Annotated in this window: 16 protein-coding genes and 1 pseudogene; 4 read left to right on the plus strand and 13 right to left on the minus strand. The window is 60.2% G+C overall.

Annotated elements, in window-relative coordinates; translation table 11 throughout:
• Both NTA49_RS15140 and NTA49_RS15145 read right to left on the minus strand, forming a co-directional pair.
• A complete protein-coding gene (locus NTA49_RS15140) occupies window positions 1–993 on the minus strand; it encodes a TRAP transporter substrate-binding protein (RefSeq protein ID WP_258295645.1) in 993 nt (330 codons plus the stop codon).
• 28 nt (window positions 994–1021) lie between these two features.
• Window positions 1022–2341: a TRAP transporter large permease gene (locus NTA49_RS15145; RefSeq protein ID WP_258295646.1), complete on the minus strand. Its 1320-nt coding sequence runs from the start codon at window positions 2339–2341 to the stop codon at window positions 1022–1024.
• A 75-nt stretch (window positions 2342–2416) separates the two neighbouring features.
• On the opposite strand from NTA49_RS15145, the gene NTA49_RS15150 reads away from it, so the two are divergent.
• Both NTA49_RS15150 and NTA49_RS15155 read left to right on the plus strand, forming a co-directional pair.
• Window positions 2417–3049: a helix-turn-helix domain-containing protein gene (locus NTA49_RS15150; protein ID WP_258295647.1), complete on the plus strand. Its 633-nt coding sequence runs from the start codon at window positions 2417–2419 to the stop codon at window positions 3047–3049.
• Between the two features lie 2 nt (window positions 3050–3051).
• Window positions 3052–4476, plus strand: a complete 1425-nt coding sequence (locus tag NTA49_RS15155) for an amidase (protein WP_258295648.1) — start codon at window positions 3052–3054, stop codon at window positions 4474–4476.
• 234 nt (window positions 4477–4710) lie between these two features.
• Here NTA49_RS15155 and NTA49_RS15160 read toward each other — a convergent pair whose 3' ends face one another.
• Window positions 4711–5133, minus strand: a complete 423-nt coding sequence (locus tag NTA49_RS15160) for a VOC family protein (RefSeq protein WP_258295649.1) — start codon at window positions 5131–5133, stop codon at window positions 4711–4713.
• Between the two features lie 385 nt (window positions 5134–5518).
• Window positions 5519–6196: an FMN-dependent NADH-azoreductase gene (locus tag NTA49_RS15165; protein WP_258295650.1), complete on the minus strand. Its 678-nt coding sequence runs from the start codon at window positions 6194–6196 to the stop codon at window positions 5519–5521.
• 123 nt (window positions 6197–6319) lie between these two features.
• Here NTA49_RS15165 and NTA49_RS15170 point away from each other — a divergent pair, with 123 nt between their 5' ends.
• Complete coding sequence (locus NTA49_RS15170; RefSeq protein ID WP_258295651.1) at window positions 6320–7198, plus strand: LysR family transcriptional regulator; 879 nt, start codon at window positions 6320–6322, stop codon at window positions 7196–7198.
• A gap of 1 nt (window position 7199) precedes the next feature.
• On the opposite strand, the gene NTA49_RS15175 is transcribed toward NTA49_RS15170, so the two are convergent.
• From NTA49_RS15175 to NTA49_RS15205, 7 genes are all read right to left on the minus strand, one after another.
• Entirely contained in the window at window positions 7200–7895 is a 696-nt protein-coding gene (locus NTA49_RS15175) for an urea carboxylase-associated family protein (protein ID WP_258295652.1), read from the minus strand.
• The gene (locus tag NTA49_RS15180) at window positions 7892–8791 is read right to left on the minus strand and encodes a polysaccharide deacetylase family protein (protein WP_258295653.1); all 900 of its coding nucleotides are present in this window, start codon (window positions 8789–8791) and stop codon (window positions 7892–7894) included. Before NTA49_RS15180 ends, NTA49_RS15175 begins: the two co-directional genes overlap by 4 nt.
• Entirely contained in the window at window positions 8788–10032 is a 1245-nt protein-coding gene (locus tag NTA49_RS15185; RefSeq protein ID WP_332844295.1) for an amidase family protein, read from the minus strand. The genes NTA49_RS15180 and NTA49_RS15185 overlap by 4 nt, the downstream gene beginning before the upstream one ends.
• An 826-nt stretch (window positions 10033–10858) precedes the next feature.
• The gene (locus NTA49_RS15190; RefSeq protein ID WP_258295654.1) at window positions 10859–11257 is read right to left on the minus strand and encodes a hypothetical protein; all 399 of its coding nucleotides are present in this window, start codon (window positions 11255–11257) and stop codon (window positions 10859–10861) included.
• On the minus strand, window positions 11247–11597 hold the full coding sequence (locus tag NTA49_RS15195) for a hypothetical protein (protein WP_258295655.1): 351 nt from the start codon (window positions 11595–11597) through the stop codon (window positions 11247–11249). Before NTA49_RS15195 ends, NTA49_RS15190 begins: the two co-directional genes overlap by 11 nt.
• A 252-nt stretch (window positions 11598–11849) precedes the next feature.
• Window positions 11850–12347, minus strand: a complete 498-nt coding sequence (locus NTA49_RS15200) for a hypothetical protein (protein ID WP_258295656.1) — start codon at window positions 12345–12347, stop codon at window positions 11850–11852.
• A gap of 380 nt (window positions 12348–12727) precedes the next feature.
• Window positions 12728–13120, minus strand: coding sequence for a hypothetical protein (locus NTA49_RS15205; RefSeq protein WP_258295657.1), 393 nt, complete (start codon window positions 13118–13120; stop codon window positions 12728–12730).
• 355 nt (window positions 13121–13475) lie between these two features.
• On the opposite strand from NTA49_RS15205, the gene NTA49_RS15210 reads away from it, so the two are divergent.
• Complete coding sequence (locus NTA49_RS15210; protein ID WP_258295658.1) at window positions 13476–14096, plus strand: hypothetical protein; 621 nt, start codon at window positions 13476–13478, stop codon at window positions 14094–14096.
• Window positions 14097–14239: 143 nt separating this feature from the next.
• Here the strand turns inward: NTA49_RS15210 and NTA49_RS15215 are convergent.
• Both NTA49_RS15215 and NTA49_RS15220 read right to left on the minus strand, forming a co-directional pair.
• Window positions 14240–15327, minus strand: a protein-coding gene (locus tag NTA49_RS15215; RefSeq protein WP_258295659.1) for an IS3 family transposase whose coding sequence is annotated in 2 segments (ribosomal slippage) — window positions 14240–15066 and window positions 15066–15327 — 1089 coding nt in all. Because the reading frame shifts where the segments join, the coding sequence is not laid out codon by codon here.
• A 33-nt stretch (window positions 15328–15360) separates the two neighbouring features.
• Window positions 15361–15708 (minus strand): annotated as a pseudogene (locus tag NTA49_RS15220) (transposase); the annotation flags it as partial.
• Window positions 15709–16108 lie beyond the last annotated feature (400 nt).

Consider the following 16108-nt stretch of genomic DNA (forward strand, 5'->3'; position numbering starts at 1 on the left):
TTACTCCTTGGACGCGTCGGCAAGAGCCTGCATCTCGGCGACCGATCCTGCGGGCATCAGCGTGTCCCAAGCCTCTTGGCTGCGGCGCTTGAATTCGGCCAGTGCCGCGTCGGATGGTGTGGTCACGGTGACGCCTGCCGCTTCCAGCTGCTCGATCTCGGTGGTTTCGGCGGCATAGGTCCATTCGCGGTTCTTGGCGTTGGCGGTCTCGACTGCTGTGTCAACCACGGCCTTGTCGTCATCCGACAGCCCGGCGTACCAGTCCGCCGACATCAGCGCGGCGCGAAACGGCGTGCCCGCCTTGAGGTCGGTAAAATGGGTCAGGAACTCCGTGTGCTTGAAGATCAGCGGCACGGCGGGCGGGTTGAAATAGCCGTCCACGATGCCCTGCTGCACGGCACCGGCGAACTCCGGCATGTCGACGACGACACCTTGGGTGCCCCAGGCTTCGAACAGTTTCACCTGGTTGGCGTCGATGGCGCGCAGGCGCAGGTCGGTCAGGTCATCGACCGAAGCCACGTCCTTGGCGTCGTTGAACAGGCCCATCTGCCCGCCAAGACCGGGCAAGCCCGCGACCTTGATCCCTTGGGCTTCCATGTTCTCGCGGATACCGTCCAGCAGCGGGCTGTCGGTTTCCTGCGTGGCGCGGAAGAACTGTTTGGAATCCTCGAATACGTAGGGCGCGAGAAAGCCCAGGATGCGCGGATCGACCTGTGCGATCATCACGAAGTTGGTAACGCCAAACTGCAGCAGGCCTTGCGACAGCTGATCGACGATTTCGGCATCCTTGCCCAGACTGGCACCCGCAAAAACGGTGGCCTCCATCCCTCCATCGCGCAAGGCGGTGGCGAAGTCCTCGGCATAGACCCAGTCCGAGCATGCGGGTACGGCGGGACACTGGACCGCGATGCGGACTTCTTGTGCCGCAGCCGGTGCGGCGATGGCCAGCCCAAGTGCAAGGCCGGGCAGAGTGTTGCGAAGTTTTGTAAACATTGTGGATCTCCCTTTTTTGGTTGGTCTTTCAGTTTATCAGTCCGACCATGCGCGGCAGCGCAAGCGTCAGTTCAGGCACGAGGATCAGCAACACCAGCAGCGCCACCTGCACCCCGAGGAATGGCAGAACGGCAAGCGACAGGCGCAGATAGGGCACGCGGCTTGCGGCCGATACCACCATCAGGATCCCGCCGAACGGCGGCGAGATAAGGCCAAGTGTCAGGTTGAGACAGCTGACCACGCCCACATGAACGGGTTCTGCACCCGCGGCGATGGCCGCGGGGATCAGCACCGGAACCATCAGCACAAGCGCCATGGTCACGTCCATCACCATGCCTGCGGCGAACATCACCAGGCTTGCGATCAGCAGATATCCGACCGCGCTCAGGTCCAGCGCGGTGACGGTCTCCGCGATCACCTGCGGCAGTTGCATGATGCCGACGAGATAGCCAAAGATCGCGGCGGCAAAGAGGATCATGAAGATCGAACCGGTCAGCATCACCGCGCTTTCCACCGCGCGTGACCCTTCCGTCCAGACGTGGCGCAGCGCTTCGCGCGGGGTGCCACGGTCCATCATGCGGTAGACGAACACAAGAATGACGGTGATCGCGACCGCCAGCGCCGCAGCCTCGGTCGGGGTGACGACGCCAAAGACGATACCGCCCACGATGACCATCGGGATCAGCAGGGCAGGGACCGCACGCACAAGCGTGGGCCAGACGGGCGGAAGTTCCACGCCCGCCCCACCCGGATGATCCTCGCGCCTTGCCGCCCAGAAGTTGTAGCCAAAGAGAAACAGCGCCATCAGCAGGCCGGGCACGATGCCGCCCGCAAACATCGCAGCGACCGACACGTTCATCAGCGCCCCGTAGAAAATCATCACGATAGAGGGCGGGATGATCGGCCCTATGACGCAGCTTGCCGCCGTCAAGGCAGCGGCAAAATCCGCACGGTAGCCTCGGTCGACCATCGCGGGCACCAGCGTCTTGGTCGTCGCCGCCGCATCCGCAACAGCTGATCCCGAAATGCCTGCCAGAAAGACCGAGGCCGCGATATTGACATAGCCCAGCCCGCCCTTCAGCCGCCCGACCATCAGCATCGCAAGGTCGATCAGCGCACGGGTCACGCCGCCGCGCGTCATCAGTTCCCCTGCAAGGATGAACAGTGGCATCGACAGGAAGGTGAACACGTCAATCTGGCTGAAAATCCGCTGCGGCATGATGGCAAGGTAGTTGCCGTATCCCGTGGCGATGAACGCCAGCACGGCGGCCGAGCCCGCGATATAGCTGATCGCCACTCCGCCCGCGATCGCAAGGGCAATGAAACCGAGAATGAGAGCGAAGGGCATACTTGTACTCCTTGCCGGGATCGTCGCTTTCGTATACGCATTATGTCAAGGAAAATGTTTCGTATAGGAAATCTGATGTCCGAAAGAACGGGCGACAAGGACACCGCGAAGGCCCTCAGCGCCTTTGGCCAGCGCGTGCGCGCCCTCCGGCAGGGCAAGGGGCTGACCCTGCAACAGGTGGCGACGCGGGCGGGCATGGCAAGTTCGACCATCTCGAAGATCGAGAACTCGAACCTGTCGCCCACCTTCGACGGATTGCTGAAACTGGCGCGCGGGCTTGAAGTCGACCTGTCCACCCTGCTCGACACTGACGAGGGAACCACGGTGGCATCGCCGTCGCCTTCCGTCGGGCGGTTGGACGTCACCCGTGCGGCGACCCGCACCGGCCATGATGCCAAGACCTATATCTACGAACCGCTGGCAATGGGGCTCAAGCAAAAGCTGATCGACGCCACCTTCGTGGTGGTCAAGGCGCGTGACGTGACAGCCTTCGACCAACTGGTGTCCCATCCGGGCGAAGAGCTGATCTATGTGCTGTCGGGCGAGGTCGAACTGCACACGGCACTCTATGCGCCGATCCGGCTGGGGCCGGGCGACAGCGTTTATTACGACGCAGGTATGGGGCATGCGCTGATATCGGTCAGCGAGGACGACGCGACATTGTTGAACATCGTGGCCGGTGGCGGCCTTATGGCACAGGAGGGGTGAACATGCTGACACGCGAGGAATGGATCGACCGGGACATGGTGGCGCTGGCCGCCTTGGTCGAACAGGGCGAGGTCAGCCCGCGCGACCTGCTGGAAACCGCGATCCGCGAAATCGAGGCGCAGAACCCGCGCGTGAATGCCGTTGTCGTCATGCAGTTCGAAGAGGCGCTTGCAGCGCTCGCGGCCCAAGAGGCTGCGGGGTACAGACCGCGTTTTCTCGGTATACCCTACCTGATCAAGGACCTGCACGCGCCGGTGAAGGGCCTGCCGCTCTCGAACGGCTCCGAACGGTTTCGCGGCACCGTCTTCGACTTTGACTCCACGCTTGTGGGACGGCTGCGTGCCGCCGGTTTCGGCTTTCTGGGACGCAGCGCCTCGCCCGAATTCGGGCTGACGCTGGAGACCGACAGTGCTGCCTGGGGCACGACACGGAATCCTTGGAACACGGATTTCGGGGCTGGCGGTTCCAGCGGTGGTGCCGGGGCAGCTGTCGCCTCGGGCATGATGCCCGCCGCCCATGCCACCGACAGCGCGGGGTCGATCCGCATTCCCGCCGCCTACAACGGGCTGGTCGGGTTCAAGCCGAGCCGCGCGCTAAACCCCTTTGGCCCGCACCGGGGCGACCCGAACCACGGGATCAGCCACGAGCACGCCGTGACAGTCAGCGTGCGCGACAGTGCCGCGATCCTCGACGTGACGGCGGGGCCTGATACCGGCGCGCCTTACTTTACCCCCAGACCGGCAGAGCCATTCGAGACGCTGATCAACCGCGTGCCCGAAAAGCTGCGGATCGGGCTGGTGACGACACGCTTTGACGGCGCGCCCGTCGATCCGGTCTGCGCGGAGGCCGCCGCGATGACGGGTCGTTTGCTGTCGGACCTGGGCCACGAAGTCGAAGAGGCGATGCCCGATTTCGACGTTCACGCCCTGACAGATGCGATGATCCGCGTGCTGCTCGCCTCGCTTGCGGGGCTGTTTCCCGGCGCGGGAGAGTTAAGCGACGCCGACCTTGCGGGGCTCGAGCCGATGACCCGCACCTCGCTGCGCTATTCGCGCACCGTGTCGCTGTCGGATCATTTCCAGCGGACCATAGTGATCAACCGCGAAGTGCGCCGCCTTGCTGCCTATTTCGATCGGTTCGACCTGATGATTACACCTGCGACATCCACCCCGCCACCGCCGCACAAATCGCTGCCGATGACGTCTACAGACCTCGACGCGTTTCTGGACAAGCTCTTCGCCATCAGCCCGTTTTCCGCCCCCTTCAACGCCAGCGGCATGCCTGCGATCGTCCTGCCGGTTCACCAGACACGAGAGGGCCTGCCGGTGGCGGCGCAGATTGTCGGGCGGCTGGCCGACGATGCGCTGGTATTGCAGGCTGCGCGGCAGGTGGAAGAAGCGCTACCGTTTCGTCGGCGTCCGCTATAACGAAGTGAGCCACGAAGCGAACGGCCCTTAACTGCCATTCGCCGTACCAAGCCACCGCTGCGGTGCAACCCGTCTTTGCGGACCTTCGCTGCAAGTGCAAATCCGAGCCTAAAGTGATGTGGCATTCTGCGGGACTGAGTGATGTCGCAAAATGGGTGCTGGATGCCTGATTTCAGATTAAGTGCTTAGGGCGAGCGACGCACCGGACACGTCGCTCAGCAGGCTTTCATCGCGTTACATTTGGAAGGCCACATGTCCGTCTTCGTCGATTGGCCATAGTGGGTTAAACGCGATTTCCCATACATGACCGTCCGGGTCCGCAATATATCCTCGGCGGCCGCCTTGGGGAGGCTCATCAGCTTCGCGAAGCACTACCGCCCCGGCGGCCACGAGCTGGTCGATGACAGTTTGAACATTGCTTTCTTTGGGCACATTGTGTGCAAGCGTTACAGCACCCGACCCCGATAGAACTTGCTGCTTCGTGTCGTCTTCAAGGGACGATTTTAGCCATGTTCCAAAGACAAAGCCGTTCATCTGGTAGAAGGCGATTTCCGCGTTCTCGAAGACCGGGGTCCAGCCGAACCCCTTCTGATAGAACGCCTTCGATCTTTCGAGGTCGGATATTCCAAGTGTTACCACTGCGATCTGTTGCTGCATTTCCATGTCCTTTGCTCGGCCCGCACGACATGTGCAGGCGTCTGGACCATGGGACGCAACTATCGGAACGCCGATGCACGTAAGGACCCGCTTGGAATTGGGGGCCGGGCCAACCGCACCGACCTAACCTGTTTCTGGTCGTTACAGCATAATTGAACACCGCAGAACGTCAATCATTTGAACGAACGACACCGGACCTTCGTGCATAATGCAGCATACGGTAACATTGGGCTCGATTTCGACTTTCGCCGCACATGCCACGAACGGCCGCTGTCGGACAAAAACCTGTGGTCACAATCCGCGGGCCAGAAACGGTCCTTTCCGCCGGTGACAAAAACGCATGAGTTTTTGCACATCCTGCACTGCAAAAAAGGTCAGGCATGGGCTACCCCACAGAGAAATTCTGTTCAGCGCCCTGTTCAGACCGCACAGCAAGATCGCGTGTTGCCTCTTTTGCCGCGATTACCGAACGGTCGTGTCGCGCGTCCTTGAACTCCTGATACTCGATCGCAATTGTTTCGATGTCTGCCGCATCAACACCAAGGTAATGTGCGCAGGCGGCGATTGCGGGGTCCAGCGCATTCATATGCGCGCGTGGCCCGCCGGGTTCAAACCCGAACTCGCCGCGCGATGACAGGACGACCAATTGCTTGCCCTTCAGGATCGGCTCAATCGGCACATCGCCGCGGGCCAGGTCGAAAGAAAAGGTCCGCCCGATCCGGGCGATGTGATCAATCCAACCCTTCAGGGCAGCGGGCATCCCGTAGTTGTACATCGGTGCGCCCAGCACGATGATATCTGCGGCCTCGACCTCGTCGATCAGCCGGTCTGACAATGCCAGCCGCTCGGCCATCCAGTCTTCGCGGGCCTCAAGCGGTGTAAAAGCTGCATGGATAAACCGGTGATCAATCGCCGGAACCGGGTCTTTCCCGATGTCGCGGGTGATCACTTTGGCGTCCGGGTTGGCCGCCAGAAATTCGGTCGTGAACAGTGTCGTCAGCATACGCGTTAACGAGCGGTCTTCCAGCTGTGCGCTGGCGTCAATACGAAGCAAGGTGGTCATGGCGTTCTCCTGGGTTGGGGCCGGTGTGGCCCCGTCGCAGCAGGAGGTAGCAATGGCCAAAACCTTTGGCCAAAGCGAATATTTCAGGCATAAGATGAATGAAATCCATCCTGCGGGACACCCATGCGGAAACTGCCACCTTTACATGCCTTGCGCGCTTTCGAGGCTGCCGCCCGGCATCTGCATTTTGCCGACGCGGCAGAGGAACTGGGTCTGACGCCGACCGCGATCAGCCATCAGGTGCGGCAATTGGAAGAGATTTTGGGGGTGACATTGTTCCACCGCTTTCCCCGGCCCGTGCGTCTGACGGCCGCGGGGCAAAAGCTGTTTCCGGTGCTGCGTCAGGCGCTGGACCAGATTGCAGGCACAATCGACCAGCTGTCTGTTACCACAGCCGAGACTCCGCTGCGCCTCTCGGTGACCATGGCCTTTGCCAGCCGCTGGCTGATGGCGCGCCTGCCAGGTCTGCGTGCAGAAACGGGGCTGAAAATCACGGTAGAGGCTGCCGATTTGCCCGTCGACTTGCATGCGTCGGATATCGACATGGCAATCCGCTATGCGGGTCAGCCCGATGACCGGGCAGAATGGCACCGGCTGTTTGACGATGCGATTATTCCGGTCTGTGCGCCGGATCTGGTGAACCTGTCGCTGACACCTGAGAGCATCATGGCGCTACCCTTGCTGGACTACCGTTGGAAATCCGCCTCGCAGAATGCGCCCAACTGGCAACGCTGGCACGCCCGCGCCGCCGTCAGAGCATCTCTGCCTGCTGTGGCCCAGACCTTCTCCGAAGAGATCCACGCGATTGACGCCGCGGTGTCGGGGCAGGGCGCGGTGCTGGCCTCGCAGCTTCTGGTTGCGGATCTGCTCAACGCCGGTCAGCTCGTGCAACTTTCCGACATCGCCTTGCCGGGCCTGACCTATTGGGCGATGTTCCTGTCCACTCATCCGGATCAGGACAGGCTGACGCAACTGTTGGACTGGTTGCGCCAGCAAAGCTGAATCAGGCGGCTGACACGGAAACGGACAGGCTGCGCGGCACCGCATCTGCACCATTGATCGGCAATAAATCCATCGGGCAGGCGGAGACCACGGCGATCAGGTCCATCTCGGCCCGAAACATCACCGCGTCATCGGCCCGCGAAACCGGCGGTAGCCAGACCATCTCGCCCGCTGCGCGGGTGGGCGTATTCATCCACAGGTTGAATGGGCAGGGCACCTGCGGCAGGGCCACGCCAATCGCTGCCAGGGCCATGCGCAGGTTGTCGGTGCAATTGTCGTGATATCCCTGATGGCCCAGTTGGTGATACCGGTGAATGTCGCAAGAAGCGACAAGCGTGTCATGCACCCCCTCGGAACTGTCAGACAGCAGCGTCAGGATCGCTCGCCTGCGGTTGGTCACCATCGCATCACCGGCAGATGGACAGAGTTTGCGCAGGTTCGGGCGCATATGCTCCATCGACAGATACTCACCGGGGTCGGCGGCGCTGAAGGCCCAGAAATCCGCGACCTGACTGCCGTGGGTGTTTGTGACGGTCAGCGTTTGCCCTTGTTTCACATGGACGGCGCGGCCCTGACGTGCGGGAACGCAATAGACAACGTCCAGACTCGGCCAGCCCCGATCACCCAAAGTCTCAATGGCTGAAGGGTTGCTGCCATCGGGGCGGGCGGGGTCAAAGGCAAGGGGAAAATCGCTCATCTTGATACTCCTTGAAAGACGGCTGAGGGATAGGGCGCTGCCGGTTCCACATGCGGTGTCCAGCCGCCACTATCGCGCAAGTGCCGGACATGTGCGGCGATGTCTTCCAGCGGGGCGAACCAGACGTCGGGGCGGGCCAAAACCGTTTCCAGCCAGCGTTCAACCACGCGCCAGCGCGCCAGCCGCCCGGTCAGAAACGGATGCCAGATCCCGACCCACAATCCGCCCGCTTCATATTGCGCCTCGAACTCGGCAAAGGAGGCTTCCAGCCCCTGCTCAGGGCTCATCAAGGGCATCATATAGCCGATCTCGGCATAATGGGCGAAGGGGGGCCAGTCGTCGCTGCCCCAGTGGACGGGCACTTCGATCAGATCCCCTTTGTCTGCGGACAGGAAATAGGGCAGGTCGTCGGCCATCATGGATGAGTCATAGGCCAGCCCATGGGCGATGGCCAGGTCGATGACCCGTGGCGTGACGTTGTAGACCGGCGCGCGGTAGCCGCGCGGGGTCTGGCCGGTGGCGCGGTTGTGAACGTCGAGCGAGCGTTCGAACCAATAGGTCTGATCGGCATCGGACATCTCGGCAGGGTCCTCGTGCAGATAGCCGTGCAGCCCGATTTCATGGCCGTCTTTCAGGATCGCCTCGACGGTTTCGGGATAGGTTTCCATCACCCATCCGGGCATGAAAAACGACTGTTTCAATCCCAGCCTACGATAGGTTTCCAGAATGCGCGGCACCCCTGCGTTGGGACCATAACGGCCCATGCTGATGGGGTACAACCGCCGGTGGCTGTCGCTCGGGCGGGCGATGTGAATCAGGCTGTCGGCATCGACGTCAAAGGTGATGGCGCAGGCGCAGCGGGCGCCATTGGGCCAGGGGATCGGGTTGCGGATCATGGGCAATGTCCTTTCAGGTCAAGGGAGCGTTCCAGCTTGCAGGCGGCCATCAACAGCGCGCGGTCACAGTGGTGCGCTCCGACCAGTTGCAAGCCGATCCATTGCCCCGCAGCGGTCTGACCGACTGGCAGTGTGACAGCAGGCAGGTCCAGCAGGCTGGCGGGCATGGTCAGACTCAGAGCCTGCTGATTGATGTGCTCATAGGGTTCGGGATCGGACAGCAAGGGTTCAGCCAATGGTGCGCCAAAAGGCACAGTTGGCAGTGCAATGATGACATCGGGTGCAGGCCAGAGCCCGCGCAGATCGACCGCACTGGTACGGAGCTTTGCCATGGCGTCAGGTGACAGCCGCGCCGCCCTCTGCAGCCGCGCGGCCACCAGCGGGTCGACCAGAGCAAAAGCCTTCGATTGGATCAGGTCGTGGTAACGCGCTGCGGCATCCGCCCCACCGGGCCAGCCGTGCTGGGCAATCAGGTCCTTCGCATCCGACAACAGGCTGCGTGGCTTGTGTGCAGTGGAAAACGCCTGGCTGCGCGCAGCTTCTACCGCGTTGCGCACCGTATCGGCGACCTCGGAGGTGGTTTGCGCCGTCGCACATTGGTCCAGCCAGATTTGTGGCGTGGTGTCAGGCTCATCCGCTTCGCCACTCAGCACCGCGTCCAGATCAAGCAGATCGTGGGCCGTTCCGGTGATCAGCCCGACAGTGTCATAATTCGGCGCCAGCGGCAGCACGCCGGTCATCGGATAGCGGCCGCGCGTGGGGCGAAAGCCGAACAGCCCGTGAAACGCCGCCGGAACGCGGCAGGACCCGGCGGTATCGGTCCCCACCGCCAGCCGGACCACGCCCCGCGCCACCGATGCCGCTGCCCCAGATGAGGACCCGCCCGGCACCCGCCCCGCGATCAGGGGGGTGCCAAAATGCGGGTTCTGGCCGATGCCGGAGAAGGCGAATTCGGACAGGTTTGTGGTGCCGATGGTGATCAACCCCGCCGCCGTCGCGCGGCGCACAACCTCGGCGTCCTCGGGTGCGGCGGAAGTATTCAGGCGGGTTTTCGACCCCGCTGTGGTCACAACTCCAGCCACCGCGATCATGTCCTTCCACGACACGGTGGCCCCATAAAGCGCCCCTTGTTGGCTTGCTGGTGCAAGGCGACCAGCTTCGCGCCTTGCACGCTCCCCAGTGACCGCCAGAAAGACATCAGGCGCGGCCCGGGCCGCCGTCAGCGCGCGATCAAGCGGCAGTTATGGGGATGACAGAAGAAATTTCCGGCTGAAATCCCCAAAAATTGGTCGTCTGGATCTTAAAATACTGAAAAAAAAGATAAAAATAAGCCTGTGGGCTCGCTGATTGTCATGTTTGCAAGGACAGGATCATCATTTGGTCAGCGGGTGCGTCGATTTCTGAAAGACCCCGTTTTGGGCCGACGACATTTTTGTCAGCCGGCGCTGCAAGAACTACCTGCTCGTCAGCTGCCGTCACATACACCCTGAGCGAGACCGCCAAGCTCGATGGTGTGGGCGCGCCAGGATGGCTCGCCGATGCGCTTGCGCGCACCGGCGACTACAGGGGATGATCTCCTGCTGTGGTTCTGCTGAAAACACGCGGCCTGACCGGACGCTTACCTCGTTTCAAAGGACCGAGAAGGACATTTGTCGATCCGAAGACGGCAGAAGGAAAATGGAAGGTGCGAGTGAAGAAAATGATCGTACCACACGTAAAATGCTGTCTTTAATACATGATAAGTGGTCAAGCAGATCATTTGTACTGCCGTAAAGCAGTTGCCTTGGACTCGTGCTATCCAGCTCACGCTGTTTATCGTCGCGCGGCCTGAACACTGCCTGACGCCTGCATGATCTCATGGTGCGTATGTCCGACAATGCATGCCGGATAGGCGGAGACTTCGGCACCTGCGTGCAAAAATTTCTTTCCGGTCCAGTTGGACGCGTGGCAGCCAAAAATTTCCGGCACGAATGCACATGGATCTGGAATACTAACCGCATCCATATTTCTCACGCATGAAAAGAAGGGCGGCTTGCGCCGCCCTTTGATCGTGTTTTTATTGATGTGCTACAGTGACCGCCAACTGCGCAGTACGCTCTCAATCCGACCGAAAGCATGAATGGCTTCGTGCCTCGAATGAAAGCCGTCGCAGGGCGGATGTCCGTAGATATCCGCGCCAGTGTCCTCGATGTCGTAACCGAGCGCGAGGAACGCCTCACGTGCCGCTGTGGTAAGCGGATCAGGAAGGGCGGGCGACAATATGACTGTAACGCCGGAGATATCCTTCCCGCGGTGCACATAGTGCCTGTCGACCCAGACATGCACCGAGGGCAGCCGGAATTTCTGGCGGATCCACAGCGTGACATCGCAGATGTCCAGCTTGAGGCCGAATTCGTCGGGGTACACGCTCAGGCGACGGTCCCGTGCCTCCTGAAGTACGCAGCGCGCCGCAGTCTCATTCGGCATCGTGGAACCTCGCGAGAAGCTCGCTGACGCGTGCGCCATGCCAGCGCGTCATGTCCGACGCCGGGATTTTCCGTTCGTACCCAATGCGGTCGAGCGTTGACGGAGCCTGGTCCGCCAGGATGTTGTGGATATCGCGCAGGGCGGCCTGGACGGCGTCGGCTTCCGGGACCGGTCGACCAAAGGCGCTGTGCAGGTCGCAGAAAGTGGAAAAGCCGGTCTCGCCGTCGAGCGCATCGAGCAGATCACACAGAGCCGCGCCGTGGTAGCGAAGATGGTCCTCTGTTGCAGCCGTCGCGTCGAAGCGGGCCTGGCTGATGTCGCGTGTATTTGTGTTGAGCATGATGATCTCCTTTGCATGCAGAAACGGTGCTGTTTGCCTGATTCATCGGCGTCATGTCCGTGCATTGCGGGAAGGCGACTTGGGCGGCTGGTCACTTTCGGCAGGTTTCGTCAGATGGTCTTCGGTGCTGGTGATAAGGATGTTGGTCGTTTTTGAAGGAAACGAAGAAGAAATCTGCTGCCTGCCGAAATTTTCCGGGTAGGACGGTGGCCCACGCCGCCGCACACACGCTGCGGCGGCGTGGGCCAAGCATTAGGCCACCCCTTCGTCCGACATGGACAAAACCCCGGCGCCACGCAGTGCCTCATCGAAACCATCGGCAAGCAGGCAAAGCTCATCTACGATCGGATGCTCGGGATCCAGCGTCGCAAAGCAAGCCGTGTCGTCCCAATCATCGCCGTGAGCATTTTCGAGCAACAGCAACGCGCGTAGCTCGAGCAACAGGCGATGCATCCGGCGCGTCAGCGGCCCGGGCTGGTCGAGGCCCTCGCGGATCGCATTCAATAGCCGTGCGCCGCGCCTGGCTGCCTTTAGAATGTGTTGCGAGTGGCCGGTATGGATGGGTTCGATGCGATTTACGTGGACCCGGTTGAAACCAAGGCGGCCGTTTCGGAGATCTTGACGGGCTTGTCGTCGGCGGAAGCGTTTGCCCTGCTTCGTATTCCCGTCGCATCTGGCTGGGAATTGGTTCGGAAGCGGCTTCTGCCGTCGCGTGAAATCCGATCCGATGACGGAGATCATGTCATCCATCGTTTTCAGCCCGAAGATGTCGATGGGTTTCTCTCAGAATTCACGGCGGAGGTGCACATCGGAGAAGACCTCGGCATAGGCGTGAAAGACCTGAAGCCGGAGATGAAGGCGGCAGGCGCGAAGCCGATGCTGCGGAAGTCGGACATCGGTGTGCGGATTTTCCGACGAAGCGATCTGCCACAACGCTTCCGCGTGTGGGGGGAGGCTCGGGTTGTTCTCTGCTCCTTTGGCAGTTCTGACGCAGGATTCTCGGTGCCGGTAGCAAGGACATTGGCCAGTCTTTTCGAAGACGAAAAAGAAAGTTGCCGAAAGCTGCAATTTTTGGGAAAGGAGGCCACCCGCACCGCCGCAGAGCACGGGCGGCGATGCGGACCATTCCATCACCCTGCCAAGACATCTGCCGGGACGATCAGCCCCGCGGAGAGCAACGCGTCGTTTATGCCGTCAGCGAGCAGACAGATTTCCGATACGGCCAGATCGTCCGGTTCGAGCAGCGCCAAACACGCATCGTCTTCCCAAGCCTCATTGCCGAGATGCTCGAGAAACAGGATGTCGCGCAACTCGAGCAGGCGTTGGCGCAGACGGCGCGTGAGCGGCCCGGGCTGATCGAGCCCGTCCATGATGGCATTGATGAGCCTGGCGCCCCTGCGGCCCGACAACAGCACGGCAGCATGGCCGAGCGCATCGGCATTCGACGCAAGGAATGTCCGCAGCCCGGCTTCGCTGGACCTGAACGCGTCTGTCCCGTTGGGGATAATTCTTCCGTGATACATGGTGATACCTCCGATGGTGGTTGATTGAGTAATCCGGGTTTCGTCCCGGGGCGGTCAAAAAGGCTCGGAGGTGTTTTTCATCGTTGGCCGCTGCGTCTCGCGCCTCCCAAAAAAGGCGCGCAGACCAGCGGATCGTCATTTGTCCTTTCTTCAATCGGATTTCTTGTTTGCTTGCTTGTCGAAAAAGAGATTGGCCAACTTGAGCAGACGCGAAGCATTTTCTTGAATTTTTTTCCCTATTATCCACGAGAAAAAGCAGGGGGCACCCCGAACTTGCGTTCGACAGCTTCGCGGGACATTGCTGCCGTTCTGGCATTCCGCCATTCTGTGCTTTCGGTGATTTGAGGGACTGCCAGTGAGCGATTTACTTTCGAAAGCTATTCGGGCCGCAGCAAAAGGCAGCGGCTGGTCCGTGAAGCTGGATATCCTCTCAAGGCGGATGGGAGAATACTTTCTCGCCGTGCATCCACGCAGAGGATCAAAGGGACGCATCGAATTCCGGGCAAAGCCCGCCGCTTGGGACCATATGTTATGGTCAATACTTCAGATTGAAGGAAATGAGACCCAACCAGTGAGCTTTCGTTTCACCGGGGCTTTCACTTGCGACAGTCCTGCGCTACTCCAGCATGATCTGGAACTCACTGCGTCACATGAAGAAATTGCTCGCGACATGGTCCAGCTTTCCAAGCGAATTACGCACATGCCAGAAGTTTGGCAAGAATATGATCTGGCCCGCGCTATAGCTGACGAAAGACCGCAGGAGCCATACCGCTACCATATGACCCGTGTTGTGGAGCGGATCTGTCGCGGAGATCGGCAAGCTGCTCGCGAGATATGTGATGCCGCATTGTGCGGAAAATTGGACCTGCGCCGCATTTTCTCGTCGTCAGACCAGCTTTCACCAACGGATGCGAATGGACGCCGACAAAGCCTGTCGTTCTTCCACCTGGCGCAGCTATGGATAAGCCGTCACTGATCGCTCTTGGGCTCTCAGCGGACCTTCGCAACGACGGGGTCATGGCCACCGAAGACCCCACGACGGTGTGCGTCTCATCTGGCGGCCGACGGCTCCGCAGAGGAGGTAATCCTCCCATTTCTAACGGGACGTTGTCGTAGAACTTAGGCAGCCATTTTCAGTTTCATTGCGGGTGTGATGCCACCGATGCCCATGTTCGGTCGGTCATTGTTGTAAGTCCAGAGCCACTGGGTTGCAAAATGCTGGGCTTCCTCGATGCTGTTGATGATGTATTGGTCCAGCCATTCGTGCCTGACCGTGCGATTGTAGCGCTCGATGTAGGCGTTCTGTTGCGGCTGGCCCGGCTGGATGTGCGCGAGGGCGATGCCGTGTTTCTCAGCCCATTCCAGCAGCGCATGGCTGATGTATTCAGGGCCGTTATCCACGCGGATGGTCCTGGGCTTGCCGCGCCATTCGATGATGTTGTTGAGACTCCGGATGACCCGCTCTGCGGGCAGGGAAAAGTCCACCTCAATGCCCAAGCCTTCCCGGTTGAAGTCATCCAGGACGTTCAGCAGCCGGAAGGCACGACCGTCAGCCAGTCGATCTGCCATGAAATCCATCGACCAGGTCACATTCGGCCTCTCCGGCACAGCCAGAGCGTCCGGCACCTCCCGCTTCAGCCTTTTGCGCGGCTTGATCCGCAGGTTCAGTTCCAAGGCGCAGTAGATGCGATAGACACGTTTGTGATTCCACGGGTGCCCTTTGACGTTGCGCAGATGCAGAAAACACAGCCCAAATCCCCACGTCTTGCGGGCGTCGGTCAGGCCGACCAGCAGGTCAGCGATCAGCTCGTTCTCGTCGCTGAGCAACGGGCTGTAGCGATAGCACGTCTCGCTCACCCCGAACGCCCGACAGGCGAGTGCGATGCTGACCCCTCGATGTTCCACGGCCTTGGCGGCCATCTCGCGACGCTGAGACGGCCGATCTACTTTTTTCCAAGAGCTTCCTTCAGCAGATCGGCCTGCATGCTCAGGTCCGCAAACATGCGCTTCAATCGCCTGTTCTCGTCCTCCAGGCTCTTCATCTGGCTGATCATGGACGCATCCATACCGCCATACTTTGCCCGCCATTTGTAGAAGGACGCTGAGCTCATGCCGTGCTCGCGGCACAGCTCAGCCACCGGCACACCGCCCTCGGCCTGGCGTAGGATCGCAAGGATCTGGGGTTCGCTAAATCTCGTCATCTTCATCAGATTCTCCTCAGGTATCTTGCTGAGAAAATTCTACGTCCGCATCCCCTTAGTTTTGGGGAGGATTACCAGGAGGCCTCGCATCTGGTCCACAACCGGGATCGGCCTCCATACAGTCGTGGTCTCGGCGGTTGAGAGACCCGATAAAGACTTCCGCTTCCGCACTTTGCTCTCCGGGGTCCTGTGGTTCCACCGCCAGATGATCTCGTCCAGGTATCGCTGTAAGTGCTTCCGTCCGAGACGGTGATAAACGCCGATCAGAGCGCGCTGCACGACCGCATTCACTGCCTCGACGGTGTTGCTGTGCGCCCCGGTCTTCGTATTCGCATACTGGCGCTTGTTGTGCTGGATTGTATGGTGACTGGCAAAAGATGTCCCGACTCAAACCATCAATTCAGATGGATCACAAAAATATGACGGAATTGACTCTGACGGAAACCCGGTCTTCTATACATGCGATCGAAACAATAATTGCTACTGACTATCGACTTTTGGAGCCAAGAAGTTCCAATCTACTTCATCCGTTTTGGGCATACTCCGCAACATTGATGTCAGATTTTGCGGATATTCCCCATCTGTTCGAACCGCAAAATCCGGCAACTTGACAAAGCGGACCTGCTAACACAACGGTAGGGAAGCAGCCGACACATCCCATTAGCAGACCTTCAAGATACTCTTAATGAATGACTGATACTCGCTCATCGGAAAAGCCTTAAGCTCTTGCCACACTCGCCAAGAAATAACATCGAGAAGTAGCATCTCACTGTTTGTCCTGATGCGT

The organism is Pseudosulfitobacter koreensis (genome assembly GCF_024733015.1).
GTDB lineage: Bacteria > Pseudomonadota > Alphaproteobacteria > Rhodobacterales > Rhodobacteraceae > Pseudosulfitobacter > Pseudosulfitobacter koreensis.